Annotated in this window: 17 protein-coding genes; 12 read left to right on the top strand and 5 right to left on the bottom strand. The window is 55.0% G+C overall.

The window, feature by feature from the left end; genetic code table 11:
• Positions 1 to 267 precede the first annotated feature (267 nt).
• Both NHG65_RS05765 and NHG65_RS05760 read left to right on the top strand, forming a co-directional pair.
• On the top strand, positions 268 to 864 hold the full coding sequence (locus NHG65_RS05765; protein WP_112350029.1) for a TetR/AcrR family transcriptional regulator: 597 nt from the start codon (positions 268 to 270) through the stop codon (positions 862 to 864).
• A gap of 5 nt (positions 865 to 869) precedes the next feature.
• Positions 870 to 2060, top strand: coding sequence for a multidrug effflux MFS transporter (locus NHG65_RS05760; RefSeq protein ID WP_499183034.1), 1191 nt, complete (start codon positions 870 to 872; stop codon positions 2058 to 2060).
• A 67-nt stretch (positions 2061 to 2127) separates the two neighbouring features.
• Here the strand turns inward: NHG65_RS05760 and cspE are convergent, their stop codons facing one another.
• Positions 2128 to 2337, bottom strand: a complete 210-nt coding sequence (gene cspE, locus NHG65_RS05755; protein ID WP_002210315.1) for a transcription antiterminator/RNA stability regulator CspE — start codon at positions 2335 to 2337, stop codon at positions 2128 to 2130.
• A gap of 345 nt (positions 2338 to 2682) precedes the next feature.
• Between cspE and NHG65_RS05750 the strand changes: the two genes are divergently transcribed.
• The 5 genes from NHG65_RS05750 to NHG65_RS05730 all read left to right on the top strand — a co-directional run bounded on the left by NHG65_RS05750 (position 2683) and on the right by NHG65_RS05730 (position 7750).
• On the top strand, positions 2683 to 3846 hold the full coding sequence (locus NHG65_RS05750; protein ID WP_499183033.1) for a M20 peptidase aminoacylase family protein: 1164 nt from the start codon (positions 2683 to 2685) through the stop codon (positions 3844 to 3846).
• A 185-nt stretch (positions 3847 to 4031) separates the two neighbouring features.
• The gene (locus tag NHG65_RS05745; RefSeq protein ID WP_499183032.1) at positions 4032 to 5357 is read left to right on the top strand and encodes an LLM class flavin-dependent oxidoreductase; all 1326 of its coding nucleotides are present in this window, start codon (positions 4032 to 4034) and stop codon (positions 5355 to 5357) included.
• Positions 5358 to 5449: 92 nt separating this feature from the next.
• A complete protein-coding gene (locus NHG65_RS05740; protein WP_085115559.1) occupies positions 5450 to 5977 on the top strand; it encodes a GNAT family N-acetyltransferase in 528 nt (175 codons plus the stop codon).
• A 48-nt stretch (positions 5978 to 6025) separates the two neighbouring features.
• Positions 6026 to 6913: an amino acid ABC transporter permease gene (locus NHG65_RS05735; RefSeq protein WP_085115558.1), complete on the top strand. Its 888-nt coding sequence runs from the start codon at positions 6026 to 6028 to the stop codon at positions 6911 to 6913.
• A gap of 9 nt (positions 6914 to 6922) precedes the next feature.
• On the top strand, positions 6923 to 7750 hold the full coding sequence (locus NHG65_RS05730; RefSeq protein WP_272931547.1) for an amino acid ABC transporter ATP-binding protein: 828 nt from the start codon (positions 6923 to 6925) through the stop codon (positions 7748 to 7750).
• Positions 7751 to 7781: 31 nt separating this feature from the next.
• Here the strand turns inward: NHG65_RS05730 and NHG65_RS05725 are convergent, their stop codons facing one another.
• Positions 7782 to 8291 carry a VOC family protein gene (locus NHG65_RS05725; protein WP_099065398.1) on the bottom strand — a complete coding sequence of 170 codons (510 nt, stop codon included), beginning with the start codon at positions 8289 to 8291 and terminating at the stop codon, positions 7782 to 7784.
• 166 nt (positions 8292 to 8457) lie between these two features.
• On the opposite strand from NHG65_RS05725, the gene NHG65_RS05720 reads away from it, so the two are divergent.
• Positions 8458 to 8937, top strand: coding sequence for a cold-shock protein (locus NHG65_RS05720; protein WP_017891897.1), 480 nt, complete (start codon positions 8458 to 8460; stop codon positions 8935 to 8937).
• Positions 8938 to 9025: 88 nt separating this feature from the next.
• Positions 9026 to 9187, top strand: coding sequence for a YnfU family zinc-binding protein (locus tag NHG65_RS05715; protein ID WP_165366374.1), 162 nt, complete (start codon positions 9026 to 9028; stop codon positions 9185 to 9187).
• Positions 9188 to 9193: 6 nt separating this feature from the next.
• Here NHG65_RS05715 and NHG65_RS05710 read toward each other — a convergent pair whose 3' ends face one another.
• The 3 genes from NHG65_RS05710 to NHG65_RS05700 form a co-directional block, all read right to left on the bottom strand.
• Complete coding sequence (locus NHG65_RS05710) at positions 9194 to 10642, bottom strand: GGDEF domain-containing protein (protein WP_099065397.1); 1449 nt, start codon at positions 10640 to 10642, stop codon at positions 9194 to 9196.
• 617 nt (positions 10643 to 11259) lie between these two features.
• Positions 11260 to 11811 (bottom strand): flavodoxin family protein, encoded by a 552-nt coding sequence (locus NHG65_RS05705; protein ID WP_413477176.1) that lies wholly within the window; start codon positions 11809 to 11811, stop codon positions 11260 to 11262.
• 130 nt (positions 11812 to 11941) lie between these two features.
• Positions 11942 to 12853, bottom strand: coding sequence for a LysR family transcriptional regulator (locus NHG65_RS05700; protein ID WP_261415458.1), 912 nt, complete (start codon positions 12851 to 12853; stop codon positions 11942 to 11944).
• A gap of 96 nt (positions 12854 to 12949) precedes the next feature.
• Between NHG65_RS05700 and NHG65_RS05695 the strand changes: the two genes are divergently transcribed.
• The 3 genes from NHG65_RS05695 to NHG65_RS05685 all read left to right on the top strand — a co-directional run bounded on the left by NHG65_RS05695 (position 12950) and on the right by NHG65_RS05685 (position 15448).
• Positions 12950 to 14011 carry an aldo/keto reductase gene (locus NHG65_RS05695; RefSeq protein WP_099065395.1) on the top strand — a complete coding sequence of 354 codons (1062 nt, stop codon included), beginning with the start codon at positions 12950 to 12952 and terminating at the stop codon, positions 14009 to 14011.
• A gap of 315 nt (positions 14012 to 14326) precedes the next feature.
• Positions 14327 to 14488 carry a YnfU family zinc-binding protein gene (locus tag NHG65_RS05690; RefSeq protein WP_218165635.1) on the top strand — a complete coding sequence of 54 codons (162 nt, stop codon included), beginning with the start codon at positions 14327 to 14329 and terminating at the stop codon, positions 14486 to 14488.
• 270 nt (positions 14489 to 14758) lie between these two features.
• Positions 14759 to 15448 carry a VIT1/CCC1 transporter family protein gene (locus tag NHG65_RS05685; protein ID WP_499183460.1) on the top strand — a complete coding sequence of 230 codons (690 nt, stop codon included), beginning with the start codon at positions 14759 to 14761 and terminating at the stop codon, positions 15446 to 15448.
• Positions 15449 to 15459: the final 11 nt, after the last annotated feature.

Here is a 15459-nt window from a genome sequence, read left to right as displayed (position 1 = left end):
CACTGAGCATAATCTCATCCAGTATCCCCACTGGATGAGAACTCAGATGTTTAGCCTGCCGAAAACTGCCGCTGAAGTGACCGCCACCCTGCTGTGCCTGCTGATTATGGGTGCCTTCATCAAGGTTTATCTGTTCGCCTAAGCTCGGCCCCGCAAAACCCACCTTTACAGTTGCGCTCTTGCCTATTGCCATGGTTGCATTACAATTGAGAATGAACGTTCGCACCCAGAAAGCGAACCGCATTTCATTTGGCAAAGGACCGGGACATGATATCCACCAGCGACAGCAGGCAGGCCAAAGTACAGGCCCGCCGCGATCAGATTGTCGACGCTGCAAAACTCTGTTTTCGCCAGCACGGTTTTCACGCCGCCAGCATGGCGGAAATCGCACAGGGTTCTCAGCTTAGCGTTGGTCAGATCTACCGCTATTTCGACAACAAAGATGCGATTATCGAAGAGATCGTTAACCGCATCATCGCCAGTAAAATGCGGCGGCTGGAAGATCTTGGCGATCATATCAACCTGATCGCCGGCACCCTGGCGGCGCGCACCCTGTTTCAACAGCCCGGAGAAAGCGAAACCGACCATATGCTGATGCTGGAGGTCACCGCCGAAGCCACCCGTAACCCGACAGTGGCAAAAATGCTCAGCGATGCCGAAACCCGGTTATTCCACCATGTTTGCCAAAGCCTGCGGCGGATCTACCCGCACTTCAGCGAGCAGGAAATCGCCGCCAGAGTGGAGTTTATCGCCGTGTTAAGCGAAGGCACCGGTTATCGCATACTCACCACACAAAAAGCCGACGTCAGCCTGCTGAACGGCTTATACCAACAAGCTATCTCTCACCTGTTCAGGAAACCTTAATCCTCATGACCAAACAACTCGCCAGACAACGTCTGGTGTACGCGCTGGTGCTTGGCCTGCTCGCCTCACTGGGCCCGCTGTGCATCGATCTCTACCTGCCCGCCCTGCCGGAAATGGCTGGTGAGCTGAATACCTCTACTGCCACTGCACAGCTCAGCCTGACTGCGGGCCTGCTCGGGTTGGGCGTCGGTCAGCTGATTTTCGGCCCCTACAGCGACAAGCTCGGCCGTATGCGCCCACTGCTGCTGTCACTGGCGCTGCTGCTGTTCGCCTCGTTGTGGTGCGCACTGGCGCCAAATATCGACCAGTTACTGATCGCTCGCCTGTTGCAAGGGTTGGCCGGTGCCGGCGGTGCAGTTATTTCTCGTGCGATTGCACGTGACCTTTATTCCGGACACGAACTGACGCGTTTTTTTGCTCTGCTGATGTTGGTCAACGGTCTGGCACCGATCATTGCACCGGTGCTGGGTGGCGCCATGTTGCAGTTTATGGACTGGCGTGGAATTTTCGGCGTACTGGCAGCCATTGCAGTGCTGCTGTTTACGCTTGCCAGCCTGAAGCTACACGAATCACTGCCCGCAGAGCGCCGCAGCCAGGGCGGCATTTTGGCCATGCTGCGGTCATTGGGCGGGTTACTGACCCAGCGCCAGTTTATGGGCCTGTGCCTGACGCAAGGGTTTGTGATGGCCGGGATGTTCGCCTATATCGGCGCCTCTCCCTTTGTGCTTCAGCAGATTTATGGCCTCAGCCCGCAGATGTTCAGCCTGTGCTTCGCCATTAACGGCGTCGGGCTGATTATCTCGGCGCAGATCGCCAGCCGCCTGAGCATCCATTTTGGCGAAAGGAAGGTACTGAAAGGGGGATTAACCCTGGCGGCGGTTTCTTCGCTGCTGTTGCTGCTGGCCGCCGGTCTGCACGCGCCGTTGGCGCTGTTGATGGTGCCGCTGTTCTTCTCGGTGGCGGTGATCGGTATTGTCGGCCCTACCGCTTCGTCTTTGGCGATGCAAAGCCAGGGCGACAAAGCAGGTAGCGCCTCTGCGCTGATTGGCGTGAGCATGTTTGCTCTCGGCGCCTGCAGCGTGCCGCTCACAGGTCTGGGAGGAACCTCCAGCGTATCGATGGCGCTGACCATTGTCGGCTGTTACGCCGTCGCCATTACGCTGTTTAACCTGCTGGTACGCAAAACGCAGGCATAAAGCGACGCTAAAAAAGGCAATAAAAAACCCGCTCAGTGAGCGGGTTTTAAGAATTTCGGCTGTAGCATTAGATAGCGATAACGTTAGCAGCAGATGGGCCTTTGGCACCGTTCGTGATTTCAAATTCTACACGCTGGCCTTCAGCAAGAGTTTTGAAACCATTGCTAGCGATGGCAGAGAAGTGAACGAAAACGTCCTTGCTACCATCTTCCGGAGTAATGAAGCCGAAGCCCTTGGATTCATTAAACCACTTAACGCTACCTTTAATCTTAGACATCAAACTTACCTTTAACGTGAATGAAAGACACAAAACGTGTGTCCAATACAGTACAGCAATTAGACGGGTTTTTGTCCACAACCTGGATCACATAAAAACGATAAAAAGTGAAAAAGTCCGCCGCCTCCGTTGTAAAGCGCTCACCCTCTGGGTCATCGGCTCCCGGGCAGTCCAATCCTCTTTAAACCCCGGCGAACAGCGGTCGAACGCCTGTTTCATCTACCGTCAACGCGCATTGACGACGCGATGCAGACACAATCGCTATGAAATATAACCAGATAGTCTTTTTGCTTCCGGCCGCCCTGCACTAGGGTTAGAGCTTACTAACCACTGTGAGCCAAGACTATGACCAGCCAACTGGCCGAAAAAATCGTCGCCTACCGCCGTGAACTGCATCAGAACCCTGAGCTGTCCAACCACGAATTTGCCACTACCGCCCGCCTTACCCGTTGGCTGGAAGAGGCCGGTATCCGTATTCTGCCGCTGGGGCTGAAAACCGGCGTGGTGGCTGAAATCGGCAGTGGCAAAGGGCCGATCATTGCGTTGCGTGGGGATATTGATGCCCTGCCGATAGAAGAAATTTCCGGTGTGCCATTCACTTCGCAAAACAGCGGCGTGATGCACGCCTGCGGACATGACTTTCATACCTCGGTGATGTTGGGGGCCGCGCATTTATTGAAAGCCCGTGAGGCCTCCCTGCCCGGCACGGTGCGTATATTCTTCCAGCCGGCGGAGGAAACCTTCAACGGTGCCCAGCACCTGATCGACGCCGGGGCGCTGGATAACGTGGCTGCGGTCTTCGGTCTGCACAACGCGCCGGAACTGCCCACCGGTACTTTTGCCACCCGCGCCGGCGCGTTTTACGCCAACGTCGATCGTTTCCAAATCCTGATCACCGGCAAAGGTGCCCATGCCGCCAAGCCGGAGCAAGGGGTGGACACCATCGTCACCGCCAGCCAGATTGTCAACGCGTTGCAAACCCTGCCCAGCCGCAGCTTCAGTTCACTGGAGTCGTTGGTGGTCAGTGTTACGCGCATCGAGGGGGGGAATACCTGGAATGTCCTGCCACAGACCGTGGAGCTGGAAGGCACGGTACGTACCCATAGCGATCAGGTCCGCCGTCAGGTGCCGGATAAAATCCGTCAGGTGATTAACGGCGTAGCCGCTTCGCTGGGCGCACAGGCAGAACTGCGCTGGCAGGCCGGGCCACCGGCGGTGGTCAACGATGCACGCTGGGCCGCCTTCAGTAAAACCGTCGCCGCCGAAGCCGGTTACCGGGCAGAAGAGGCTGAACTACAGATGGGCGGAGAAGACTTTGCGCTTTATCTGCACCACGTACCAGGGGTGTTTGTCAGTATCGGCTCGGCGAGTGAGTTCGGCCTGCACCACCCGCGCTTCAACCCGGATGAACAGGCGATTTTCCCGGCCTCACAATATTTTGATCTGTTGGCAGAACGCACGCTGCAGCAATTAGCCACCGCCCCGGAAAAAGCCACCAGCAAGGCTTAAAAATCACCCAGCTATTATTTCGCGGCGCAGTAAATTCTGCGCTGCGAGTTATTATTTCCCCTTTGGTTATATTTGCTAATTTCAACATTTGAATATGCTGTTTTGTTGTTTTACATCCTGAGAGTGCTCGTCAATAGTGGGGCTCTAAAGATAGCGCCACACCGGCACTTAACAGGGTGAAAGCAATGAGCAACAGTGCGAAAGAACAACGACAATTGCGCCTTGGCGCCATTTTGCATGGCGCATCGGGAAATATGTCTGCCTGGCGACATCCGGATGCCACTGCCGATGCCAGTATTAATCTTGATTTTAATATTGCCACGGCAAAAAAAGCCGAACAGGGTAAATTGGATTTCGTGTTTGTGGCCGACGGTTTATATATCAATGAGAAATCCATTCCGCATTTTCTCAATCGTTTTGAACCGCTAACCCTGCTCGCCGCGCTGTCCGCCGCCACCGATAAAATCGGGCTGGTGGGCACGTTATCCACCTCATACAGCGATCCTTTTACCGTAGCACGCCAGTTCGCCAGCCTCGATCACCTCAGTAAAGGCCGGGCCGGCTGGAACGTAGTGACCTCACCGCTGGAAGGCTCGGCAAAGAACTTCTCGCGCACCGAGCACCCGGAACACAGCCTGCGCTACCGCATTGCCAGCGAATACCTCGACGTCACCAAAGGGTTATGGGACTCGTGGGAAAGCGATGCCTTTGTACGCAACAAGAACAGCGGTGAGTTTTTCAGCGCCGGTAAACTGCATACCCTGAATCACCAGGGGGAGTTCTTCTCGGTACAGGGGCCACTGAATATTGGCCGTACGCCACAAGGGCGGCCGATTCTGTTCCAGGCCGGCGCCTCAGAAGACGGCAAGCAGCTGGCAGCCAAACACGCGGATGCCATTTTCACCCACCATGAAAGCCAGCAACAGGCACAGGTGTTTTATCAGGACGTCAAAAAACAGTTGGTGGAACAGGGCCGTGAACCGGATGACCTGCGGATCTTCCAGGGTGTCAGTGTGATTGTCGGTGACGACAATGAAGACGTGGAACGTCAGTATTGGGAAACCGCACGCCTGGTCAGTATCGAAAACGCCCTCAACTACCTTGGCCGCTACTTTGAACACTATGACTTCGCCCGTCATCCGTTGGATGAGCCCTTCCCGGACGTCGGTGAACTGGGGCAAAACAGTTTCCGCAGCACCACCGACGCCATTAAGCGCAATGCCCACGAACGCAATCTGACGCTGCGCGAAGTGGCGCTGGAAGCCGCCTCCCCACGCCCGGTATTTGGCGGCACGCCGGAAGCGGTGGCAGACGGCCTGCAAAACTGGTTCGACACCCAGGCTGCCGACGGTTTCATCATTAGCGGTGGCACGCCAAATTCATTCGGTCATTTTGTCGATCGCGTGGTGCCGATCCTGCAGCAGCGCGGCCTGTTCCGCAGCGATTACAGCGGCAACACCTTGCGTGACCACCTTGGCCTGAAGCTGCCGCCAAACCAATTTACTCAATAACAAGAATATTTCTTCAGGGATATCCGCTATGCGAACAACCTTTAGCATCCTGCCCGCCAAACGCAACGACCTGGGCGATTAGGAGCACACAGATGGCAAACGACGTTTTTATCCAAACGCTGCCGAACGATCCGCTGGTCCAGCCGGTGATCGCAGGGCTATTCGGTGAATATCGCCAACGCTACGGCGACTATTTTGGTGACCAGGAACAGGAAGCGCTGGATTTGTACGCCCCGCCGCAAGGCGCCTTTATCGTGCTGCTGCGCGCCGGGGAGCCGATCGCCATGGGGGCCTTCAAACGCTACGATTTACAGACTGCCGAGTTGAAGCGCATCTGGACACGGACCGATCTGCGTCGTCAGGGTCTGGCACAACGGGTATTGCAGCAGTTGGAAACGCTGGCGCAGGAACAGGGTTACCACCAGCTCTATCTGACCACCGGCTTTCGTCAGCCGGAGGCGGTGGGCCTGTATTTGAGCAACGGTTACCAGCCACAGTTCGATCCCAGCGTCGACAGTGAAGTTTACAGCCGCCCGCCCTACGATGGCCGGCTGCCATTTCGCAAAAGCCTGATAACAGCGGACGCACTCTGTTGTGCACCGGAAAGGAAGATTGCCTAGGGGCCCGTCCCCTTGTTAACCCCCTTTATCTGTTTCAGGAGAATGGTCATGTCCAAGCAAGAAGTATTAAAAGTGGTTCCCGCCCGTTACCCGCTTCGGCTGGTGGGCGCGTTGTTTTCGGTGTTTATTCTGGCGGCAATAGTCCAGTCGGTGGCGGCCAACGAGCGCTGGGAATGGGGTGTCTTCGCCGAATGGTTCTTTGCGCCCGCAGTCCTGTCGGGGCTGGGGCAAACCCTGCTGCTGACGCTGCTCGGCACGCTGTTCAGTATTATCTTCGGTACGCTGCTGGCACTGGCGCGGCTATCGCGTTCTTACCTGCTGGCGTCGCTGGCATGGGGTTATATCTGGCTGTTCCGTTCGCTGCCGCTGATCCTGGTGCTGATCATTCTGTATAACTTCTCTTATCTGTACGACTCCATTTCACTGGGCATCCCCTTTACCTCACTGGTGTTCGCCAGCTATCCGACCATTGATATTCTCAGCCAGTTCTCGGTCGCGGTGCTGGGACTGACGTTGGTGCAGTCGGCCTATACCGCAGAAATTATCCGTGGTGGCATTATTGGGGTCGAGTACGGCCAACATGAGGCAGCGGCGGCACTCGGGTTGCCGGGCTATCGCCGCACTTTCCGCATTATTTTGCCGCAGGCGCTGCGCTCCATCATCCCAACCGGCTTCAATGAAATTATCAGCCTGGCGAAGGGGACCTCGATTGTCTACGTGCTGGCGCTGCCGGAACTGTTTTATACCATTCAGGTGATCTACAACCGCACCCAGCAGGTGATACCGCTGCTGATGGTCGCCACGGTCTGGTACCTGTTCATCACCACCGCGCTGTCGGTCATTCAGTATTACATTGAGCGCTATTTCGCCCGGGGCGCGTTGCGCGAATTGCCACTCACGCCATGGCAGAAACTAGCCGGCTGGTTAAAACGTTAGGAGGATCCCATGTCCGAAGCCATTGATTATTATGCCCTGCGCGAAGCGCCGGTGCACAGCATCGTTCCGGTACCGGCGCGCGGCCTGATTGAAATCAGCAACGTGAGCAAGTTTTTCGGTAAACACAAGGCACTGGACGACGTCAGCCTGACGCTACAGCCGGGTACCGTTACGGTGATCCTCGGGCCTTCCGGTTCCGGTAAGTCTACCCTGCTGCGAACCATCAACCACCTGGAGCGTGTCGACGAAGGTTTTATCCGTATCGACGGCGACTATGTGGGCTACCGGCGCAAGGGGGACAAGCTGTATGAGCTCAAAGAGAATGCCATTCTCAAGCAGCGTATCAACGTCGGCTATGTGTTCCAGAACTTCAATCTGTTCCCTCACCTGACGGTACTGGAGAACATCATTGAAGCACCGGTGGTGCATAAGATTTACTCGCGGGCCGAGGCTAAAGAGGTGGCCTATCAGCTGTTGGATACCGTCGGCCTGCGTCACAAGGCAGACGCCTACCCGCGCCATCTGTCCGGCGGCCAGCAGCAACGCATCGCCATTGCCCGTGCACTGGCGCTGAACCCGAAGGTGATTTTGTTTGATGAACCGACTTCAGCGCTGGATCCGGAACTGGTCGGCGAAGTGTTGGACGTGATCAAGGGGCTGGCGGATCTGGGGGTAACGCTGGTGGTAGTCACTCATGAAATTGGCTTTGCGCGCGAGGCTGCGGATCAGATTGTATTCATGGTCGATGGGCAAATCGTCGAGCAGGGCGACGCCCGCCGGGTGCTGAACCATCCGCAACACCATCGTACCATCAACTTCCTCAATAAAGTGCTGTGACCGACGGGGCGCCAGCCTGCGCCCCGCTCCGTTAGACCAACGCGAACCGGCGTTTTTCGGCGGCAAAATCCAGCGGTTTGATGCCACGCTGATTGCGATCCTGCTCGGTCAGTAACGCCGGAGGAATAAACCAGGTGACTTCAAACAGTAGCCCATCCGGATCGTGGCCATAAATGCTCTTGTGCACGCCATGATCTTCTTCCAGCCCAAGAATGCCACGCTGCGCCAACTGGTCGCGAATGCGTTCAAGTTCGTCCAGGCTGTCGACTTCCCAGGCCAAATGGTACAACCCGGCCGGTGGCTCGTTTTCCGCCGGCGGCTCACCGTTGGCACGAAACACCCCGGCCCGTTGCTGCCCCAGATTCTTGCTGAACAACGCCAAATCGTGATCGTTATCCGAATCGGCCGCCTGGGTAAACACCGCTTTATCCGGACTGTTGGAGGGTTTGAGCTTAAATCCCAGCACCTGATGATAAAAATCCGCACTCTGCTGCACGTCGCTAACATACAGCACCGCATGGTTAAGCCGTTTAATGCCCATCGATTTTCCCTTTCAGAATTGAATAAAGTCAGAAAGAAAATAGCATGTGGCCATAAACCCGCTAAATGCCGTAATCGCATTATCAAATGCCGGGCACGCAATCTGTCACTGCAAGGCATTCCGCGCTATCATAAGCACTGTATTGAGCGACTTTATGAGAATGATGATGAACGGCAAGATAACGACTTTTTTTGAAGACAAAGGCTTCGGCTTTATTACCGATGAGAACGGGGAAAATCGTTATTTTCACGTGATTAAAGTACAGAACCCGGAGCTGATTAAGAAAAACGCGGCGGTGACTTTCGAACCGACCAACAACACCAAAGGCCCGTCGGCGTTTGCGGTCAAGGTACTGGCGTCGAGCAAGTACATCATCATCGCCAACGAAAGAATCAAGATCACCAGCATCAAATCCTTCAACACCTTCACCAAAGAAGTGCCGGTGAAAGCGGACGTGGATAAAGAAAATACCGTGCTGTCGGTCGGCCTGTTGATGAACCGTATTCGTCCACAGTCCGAAGAAGCGCCGCAGACCATGCAAACGCTGCGCATGCTGACCATCACCACCTTCCAGAACGATACCCATACCTTCTCGGAACATGAGATCGACATGGATGAAACGCTGAAAGTGCTGAAAAGTCTGTAAACCCTTTTCAGGCGTATAAAAAACATTCTAAGCAATTTGATACCACCTGTGTTAGCGTGGGCTTTCACCTGACACAGGCCATTTTATTATGTCTGATACCAGCAGTGTTAAAGGCTTTATCAACCGCTCTACCAAAATCGCCTGCCCAAAATGCGCCTACGTCACCACCCAAAAATGCGCGACGCTGCGGCAAAATGTCATGCTGATCTGCCCAAACTGCGGCACCGAGTTTGAACCCAAGCAGAACTGAAGCCGCTTATTTGAACATGATGTGCCCGACGCTGTTGCCGCTCACCACGTTAAACGACTCCACCCGGTTACGCCCCTGCGACTTGGCGCGATAAAGCGCGATATCCGCCATATTCATCAGCTGTTCCCACGATTTCACTTCATTCATCGCCAGACTGGCGACGCCAACGCTGATGGTGATATTCAACGGTGCCTTACCGCCAGGGTGCAAATCGGCTTTTTGTACCAATTGCCGTAAATGTTCTGCCAGTGCCACGCCCTGCGCCGCTAGCGCTCTTGGCAGAATAATCGCGAACTCCTCCCCCCCCAAACGGCCAAATAGCTGATCGTGACGTAACTCGCGCCGCACGATATGGGCGAATGAAGCCAACACCTGATCGCCCACCAGGTGGCCGTGGGTGTCGTTGATCTGTTTAAAATGGTCAATATCGATCAGCAGCAGCGACACCGCTTCTTTCGATTTATGCTTATGCTCCAGCAACTCGCCGGCCTTACGCGTCAGCGCGTTGCGCGCCAGTACGCCGGTCAGAAAGTCGTGATTGGCACTGTGCTCCAGCCGCCGCAGCAGCTTACGGTTAACGGCAATTGAACTGGCAAGGATCAGCGGCCCCATTACCAGCATGGCGATCCCCAGACGCGCCGACATCAGCGTATCGAGGAAGGCATTGTGGTTGTTCGGCGTTTCATACAGCATCAAATTGGCGGAAATACTGCTGATCTCGGTCATGCCGGTCAGCAGCGTCAACAAGGTCACCGTAAACAGCTGATAACGCACCGCGCACCACAGCAATGCCGGGATCGGGAAGGCAATCGCCCCCGGTCCACCGATATAGACGCTAAACACCAGTGAAAATAACAGCGCCAGCAGCGGCATACTGGCACGCAGTTGCCAGTTGATCTGCATTCGCAACAGCTGTTTGAGACGCGGGGCAGCCAGCAATACCGGCAACAACAACAGGTTGGTCGAGAACTGTTCACTGAACCACGCCAGCCAGGCGATAACGGCCGTGTTGTTATACAGGCTTTCACTGCGCAGTATCGATAAGGTCGACGCCACCGCCGCGCTGCTCAGGCTGGCGGTAAACATATAAAGGATCGTCTGGGGCTTGCCCATCCTGCGCTGCGACTTTGGCAGCAGCAACATCACGCCGTAACCGGTGGCAATCAGGGACATATTGCAGGCATTCAGCCACATCGCCAGCGACAGGCTCTCGCCGTTGGCTAAATCGGCAGCGATCATCCCAATATAGGTGATCAGCCAACCCGCCGGCGTAGCATAGGCGGGTTTACGTAATAGCAAACCGAGTAAAATCGCATTCACCGGCCAAAACAGAGAAAGTGATCCTATTGGCCGGGTAAAAATACCCAGTAGGGAAAGCAAAAATGCCAGTAGAAAAAGCGTAATCAACGGGATAGCAGCAGGCAAGCCATGTCTGTCGCTTATTCTGGCGTTCATCGTCTAACCCATGTATTTATAATAACCAGAGCAATTCTATGCATATTCCCTCGCCCGGCATGATGCGAATGACATGAAAAACAAAAGCAGACTTAAAAAATACAGGCAGATCAGTCACAAAGATACATTCACGGCTATTTAACGGAATGTTCTTAACTCAACCCCTCACCGGCATCGTTTACTACGGAACGAATTTTCATCCCTCCGGAAATAATGTTCAAAGATATCTATCAGCATAGCCTAAACCATCGTTAATCAGCACACCGTAAAAACCATAATAATAAAAAGGGTATTTACTTGTCGCACAAACTATTCTGTTGGCTATTATTTTCCAGCAAGATACTCCCGACAGCAATTAAAAATGAAAATATAAAAAAAGCCCGCACAGTGCGGGCTCGCTTGAAGAGCAGCTAATTGACAGTTACGACACAGCCATTGCATGCCTGTGCTGCTGCTCATTGTATCGCCGGAAGCTTAAGCCCACCTTAGCAACAAAAAACCCGGTCTAGGAACCGGGAATATTTGTACGAAATGCAGTGTTAGCCCAAGCAGGCTAATAACATTCGCCACTTTACGCGGCAATTGTGTAGAAAAAATGAGCGAAAGAGCAATACTGATTAAGCCAGTTTGGCAGCAAAGCCCGCGACACGTTGGCCGTATAGGCTGGCAGTTTCCAAATCGCCAGACAACATTTCATCCACGCCAGCGTCGGCAGGCGTCTGTACCAGCAGCCCTACCGAGCCCCCCAGATTGTTGATATCGGTACGCTGCGCCGATTTGGTGTTCGCCGGCATCAGTCCCAGGCTGACCCACAGGCCGCCATGCTGCGAGGCCAGGGTTTGCAGAGCGATCAGCGTGACCTGCTTATCGCCGTTCAGGCTGGCACTGTTGGTAAACCCACCGAAAACCTTGTCCTGCCATTTACGGCTAAACCAGGCTTTCGAACTGGCATCGGCAAACTTTTTGAATTGCCAGGACGGACCGCCCATATAGGTCGGTGAGCCAAAGATGATGGCATCCGCCTCGTCCAGTTTCTGCCAGGCTTCGTCGCTGATATTGCCTTCCTGATCGATAGCGATCAGTTCCGCTTCAGCGCCCAGAGCAACAACCTTTGCCAAACGCTCGGTGTGGCCGTAGCCGGAATGAAAAATTACCACTGTCTTCGCCATAAGGAACTCCCTGATCGTTGCAGTAGGGTGCCCACGGCACCCGAGGATACTCTGATCCAATCTAATCAACTGGCCTTGGGGTGAATACCAAATTTATCTGACAGAGTTATTCAAAAAAACCGGGCGCCGATCATGCGCCCATTGCCTGCGGACCCTGCTGCCGGGCGAAATCAATAAACGCGCGCAGCGGCCGCGGCATTTGCCGGTTGGCGGGGTAATAAAGATAGAAACCGGGAAACGGTGGCGTCCAGGCCGCCAGCAACGGCAGCAAACGGCCGTCGCTCAGTGCATCTGCCACCTGACTCTCAAACAAATAGGCAATCCCCAGCCCATCCGTGGCGGCACGCACCAACACCTGCGGCTCGTTCACAATTAGCGGTCCCTCCACCGCGATCTCCAGTTTTTCGCCACCGCGCTCGAATTCCCAACGATAAAGACTGCCGTTGGTTGGCCAGCGAGTATTCAGGCAACGGTGCTGACGTAGCGCATCGGGAGTTTGCGGTGAACCATAACGCGCCAAATAGGCTGGCGAGGCGACCACGCACATTCGTTGCTCGCCCCCCAGCGCGACGGCCACCATATCTTTCTCCAGTCGCTCATGCAGCCGCACGCCCGCGTCAAAACCCGCGGACACCATATCCACCAGCCGATCCTCCACACTCAGATCTACCACAATATCGGGATAATGTGCATTGAACGGGGCCAACAGCGGAGCCAAATACTGGATCGCCGCCAGACTGGAAGCATTAAGCCGCAGGGTGCCCGCCGGCTGCAAACGCAGCGCGGCGGTCTGCGTCACGGCGGCCTCAATCTCCGCCATCGCCGGTGAGAGACGCGCCAACAACAATTCCCCCGCTTGGGTCAGCGCGACACTTCGCGTGGTGCGATTCAGCAGGCGCACGCCCAACCGGGTTTCCAGATTGCGCTGCGTCTGGCTAAGCGCAGAGGCGGACATGCCCAATTGCGCTGCGGCACGGGTAAAACTGCCATGTTCAACAATGGCGGTAAAAGCGCGCAACTCCGCGAAGTCACTTCCTCTCATTATGTCTCCTGCACTTAATAATTCATGAAGATTATAGCGTATTCAATACACTCCCGGTGGGGCCTATGATTGAACAAAACCACAGAGGAAATACCCATGCTGACATCACTGGCCCTGAACCATTACCGCCTGCTGGGCCGCTCTGGCCTGCGCGTTTCGCCGCTGGCGCTCGGCACTATGACCTTCGGCACCGATTGGGGCTGGGGCGCAGAACAGGCGGAAGCTCGTCGGCTGTTCGACGTTTATGTCGAACGTGGCGGCAATTTTATTGATACCGCTAACCGCTATACCGAAGGCAGTTCTGAACGATTTATTGGAGAATTTGCCACCGGGCGCCGCGACCGTCTGGTGATCGCCACCAAATACACGCTCCCCATGCAGCCCGATAATCCAAATTCTGGCGGCAACCACCGTAAAAGCATGGTGCGCTCAGTGGAGGAAAGCCTGCGACGCCTGAATACCGATTATATCGACCTGCTGTATCTGCACGCCTGGGACGCCACCACCCCGGCGGAGGAGATCATGCGCGCCATGGACGATCTGGTGCGTGCCGGCAAAGTGTTATATCTGGCCGTTTCGGATCTGCCCGCCTGGCAGGCCGCCAGAATGCAGACGCTGGCGGATTTGCGCGGTTGGTCGCCGTTGATTGGCCTGCAGATTGAATACAGCCTGTTGGAACGTACCGTAGAGCGCGAACTGGTCCCGATGGCGCAAGAGCTGGGCCTTGGCGTCATTCCATGGTCACCGCTGTCCGGTGGCATATTGAGCGGAAAATACAGTCGGCAGGATTTGCAAGCGCAGGGGGAAGAGAGCGGCACCCGACGTGCCATGGTTCGCAACAAGGGGATGCTGACCGAGCGCAATATTACCATTGCCGAAACGGTATTGGCGCTGGCCAGGGAGGCGGGTTTTAGCCCTTCTCAAGTGGCCCTGGCCTGGACACTCCGCAATCCGGCAGTGACGGCCCCGATCATCGGTGCACGCACGCTGGCACAGCTGGAAGATAACCTGGGGGCGCTGGAGGTCAGGCTGACAGAAGAGCAGTGGCAACGCCTGGAAACGGCAAGCGCTATTGAACTGGGTTTCCCCCATGATTTTCTGGCGCTACAGGCTACACACGACATTATGTTTGGCGGTTTGACGATTGAGCGCAGATAAAAAAAATCCCGCACCAGGCGGGATAAACTTAACAGGGATGGGGTAATACACTACAGGGAATGGATAACACACAACATCATCGGGTAGGACTACACTACCAATCCCAATGTATAGAACTGTCATCCCTGAGTAAGTTTGCTCTGGCAGATGTAACGCCCGATGGAAATGTGACATTTTTACCCTATGCCCGCTTGCGCAGGCTGCACCACAATCCCCCCGCCGCGCTCACAAAAATGATTAATAAACAATCAATAAAGGGCTATTAAGGGTGCCGAATGCTAGAATGAAGTTCCCTACATCTACCCGGTGAAAGATATGTCTATCTTTGATGCCCTTAAGATGTTCAGCAGCACAACGGTAAAAGTCACTTGTCCAGAATGCGCTCACGCTTTTGAACAAAATAGCCGTAAAGTGCGTAAAAACATCACCCTGATTTGCCCCAAATGCGGCCACTATTTCCTTCCTGACGAAAAGTAGTGCCTCAACGCCTGGCCGCCGTTAATGCGAAAATTGAGTGGTATCGTTGGCGTCATCCACTTATCTGGCGGGGTGAACCACAATTAGACGCAACTAAAACCCACCACCATTAAAAGTGCTGGAATTAATGCGACCACTCTCCAGGCATTAATCGTCCGAAAAACCGTGGCAGGCTAAACCAGAGTTTCCGAACTTTGCTTGCTGACCAACCCCCTTAGCCCAGCAAAACAGACCGGTTGAATCAGCAGGATGTAAAATGGGAGCGCCATGATGCACAGAGAACGACACAGTATAGAAAAGATAGGCTGGCTCAGAGCGGCTGTCCTTGGCGCGAACGATGGCATTGTTTCTACTGCAAGCTTGCTGCTGGGAGTGGCATCCGCCAATGTCACCCACCAAAGTATTCTGTTGACCGGCATTGCCGGTTTGGTCGCGGGCGCAATGTCGATGGCAACCGGTGAATATGTCTCGGTGTCTTCTCAGTCAGACACCGAGAAAGCCGCTCTGGCAGAAGAACAGGCCGAGCTGGATGCCGATTTTCAGGGGGAATTCCGCGAGTTAACGTCAATTTATGTTCATCGTGGCCTGGACGTCGCGCTGGCGAAGCAAGTGGCAGAAAAACTGATGAGCCATGACGCTTTGGCTGCGCACGCGCGTGAGGAGTTGGGCATATCGGAAATCACTACCGCCCGCCCCTTGCAGGCCGCGTTGGCCTCATCCATGAGTTTCTCGGTTGGGGCAATACTGCCTCTGTTGGTCGCCGCGATGGTCACGATCCAGTGGGCAATCCCCGCCATTGCCCTTTCCGCATTGGTTTCTCTGGCCATTCTTGGCGGTATTGCCGCTAAAGCCGGCGGGGCGCCGATAAGCCCCGGCATTATTCGCATTACTTTCTGGAGCGCCCTGGCAATGGGGGTTTCATCAGGCGTCGGGGCGCTTTTTGGTTCGATAGCCGGCTAAGATCGACGACC

The organism is Serratia myotis, from assembly GCF_027474885.1.
Classification (GTDB): domain Bacteria; phylum Pseudomonadota; class Gammaproteobacteria; order Enterobacterales; family Enterobacteriaceae; genus Serratia; species Serratia proteamaculans.
This window is presented reverse-complemented; position numbering and strand designations above follow the sequence as displayed.

What these genes read in the sequence shown, in the direction of transcription:
- NHG65_RS05765 (WP_112350029.1), top strand. Translation starts at nt 268, where the DNA reads ATGATATCCACCAGCGACAGCAGGCAGGCCAAAGTACAGGCCCGCCGC.
- NHG65_RS05760 (WP_499183034.1), top strand. Translation starts at nt 870, where the DNA reads ATGACCAAACAACTCGCCAGACAACGTCTGGTGTACGCGCTGGTGCTT.
- cspE (WP_002210315.1), bottom strand. Translation starts at nt 2,337, where the DNA reads ATGTCTAAGATTAAAGGTAGCGTTAAGTGGTTTAATGAATCCAAGGGC.
- NHG65_RS05750 (WP_499183033.1), top strand. Translation starts at nt 2,683, where the DNA reads ATGACCAGCCAACTGGCCGAAAAAATCGTCGCCTACCGCCGTGAACTG.
- NHG65_RS05745 (WP_499183032.1), top strand. Translation starts at nt 4,032, where the DNA reads ATGAGCAACAGTGCGAAAGAACAACGACAATTGCGCCTTGGCGCCATT.
- NHG65_RS05740 (WP_085115559.1), top strand. Translation starts at nt 5,450, where the DNA reads ATGGCAAACGACGTTTTTATCCAAACGCTGCCGAACGATCCGCTGGTC.
- NHG65_RS05735 (WP_085115558.1), top strand. Translation starts at nt 6,026, where the DNA reads ATGTCCAAGCAAGAAGTATTAAAAGTGGTTCCCGCCCGTTACCCGCTT.
- NHG65_RS05730 (WP_272931547.1), top strand. Translation starts at nt 6,923, where the DNA reads ATGTCCGAAGCCATTGATTATTATGCCCTGCGCGAAGCGCCGGTGCAC.
- NHG65_RS05725 (WP_099065398.1), bottom strand. Translation starts at nt 8,291, where the DNA reads ATGGGCATTAAACGGCTTAACCATGCGGTGCTGTATGTTAGCGACGTG.
- NHG65_RS05720 (WP_017891897.1), top strand. Translation starts at nt 8,458, where the DNA reads ATGAACGGCAAGATAACGACTTTTTTTGAAGACAAAGGCTTCGGCTTT.
- NHG65_RS05715 (WP_165366374.1), top strand. Translation starts at nt 9,026, where the DNA reads ATGTCTGATACCAGCAGTGTTAAAGGCTTTATCAACCGCTCTACCAAA.
- NHG65_RS05710 (WP_099065397.1), bottom strand. Translation starts at nt 10,642, where the DNA reads ATGAACGCCAGAATAAGCGACAGACATGGCTTGCCTGCTGCTATCCCG.
- NHG65_RS05705 (WP_413477176.1), bottom strand. Translation starts at nt 11,811, where the DNA reads ATGGCGAAGACAGTGGTAATTTTTCATTCCGGCTACGGCCACACCGAG.
- NHG65_RS05700 (WP_261415458.1), bottom strand. Translation starts at nt 12,853, where the DNA reads ATGAGAGGAAGTGACTTCGCGGAGTTGCGCGCTTTTACCGCCATTGTT.
- NHG65_RS05695 (WP_099065395.1), top strand. Translation starts at nt 12,950, where the DNA reads ATGCTGACATCACTGGCCCTGAACCATTACCGCCTGCTGGGCCGCTCT.
- NHG65_RS05690 (WP_218165635.1), top strand. Translation starts at nt 14,327, where the DNA reads ATGTCTATCTTTGATGCCCTTAAGATGTTCAGCAGCACAACGGTAAAA.
- NHG65_RS05685 (WP_499183460.1), top strand. Translation starts at nt 14,759, where the DNA reads ATGCACAGAGAACGACACAGTATAGAAAAGATAGGCTGGCTCAGAGCG.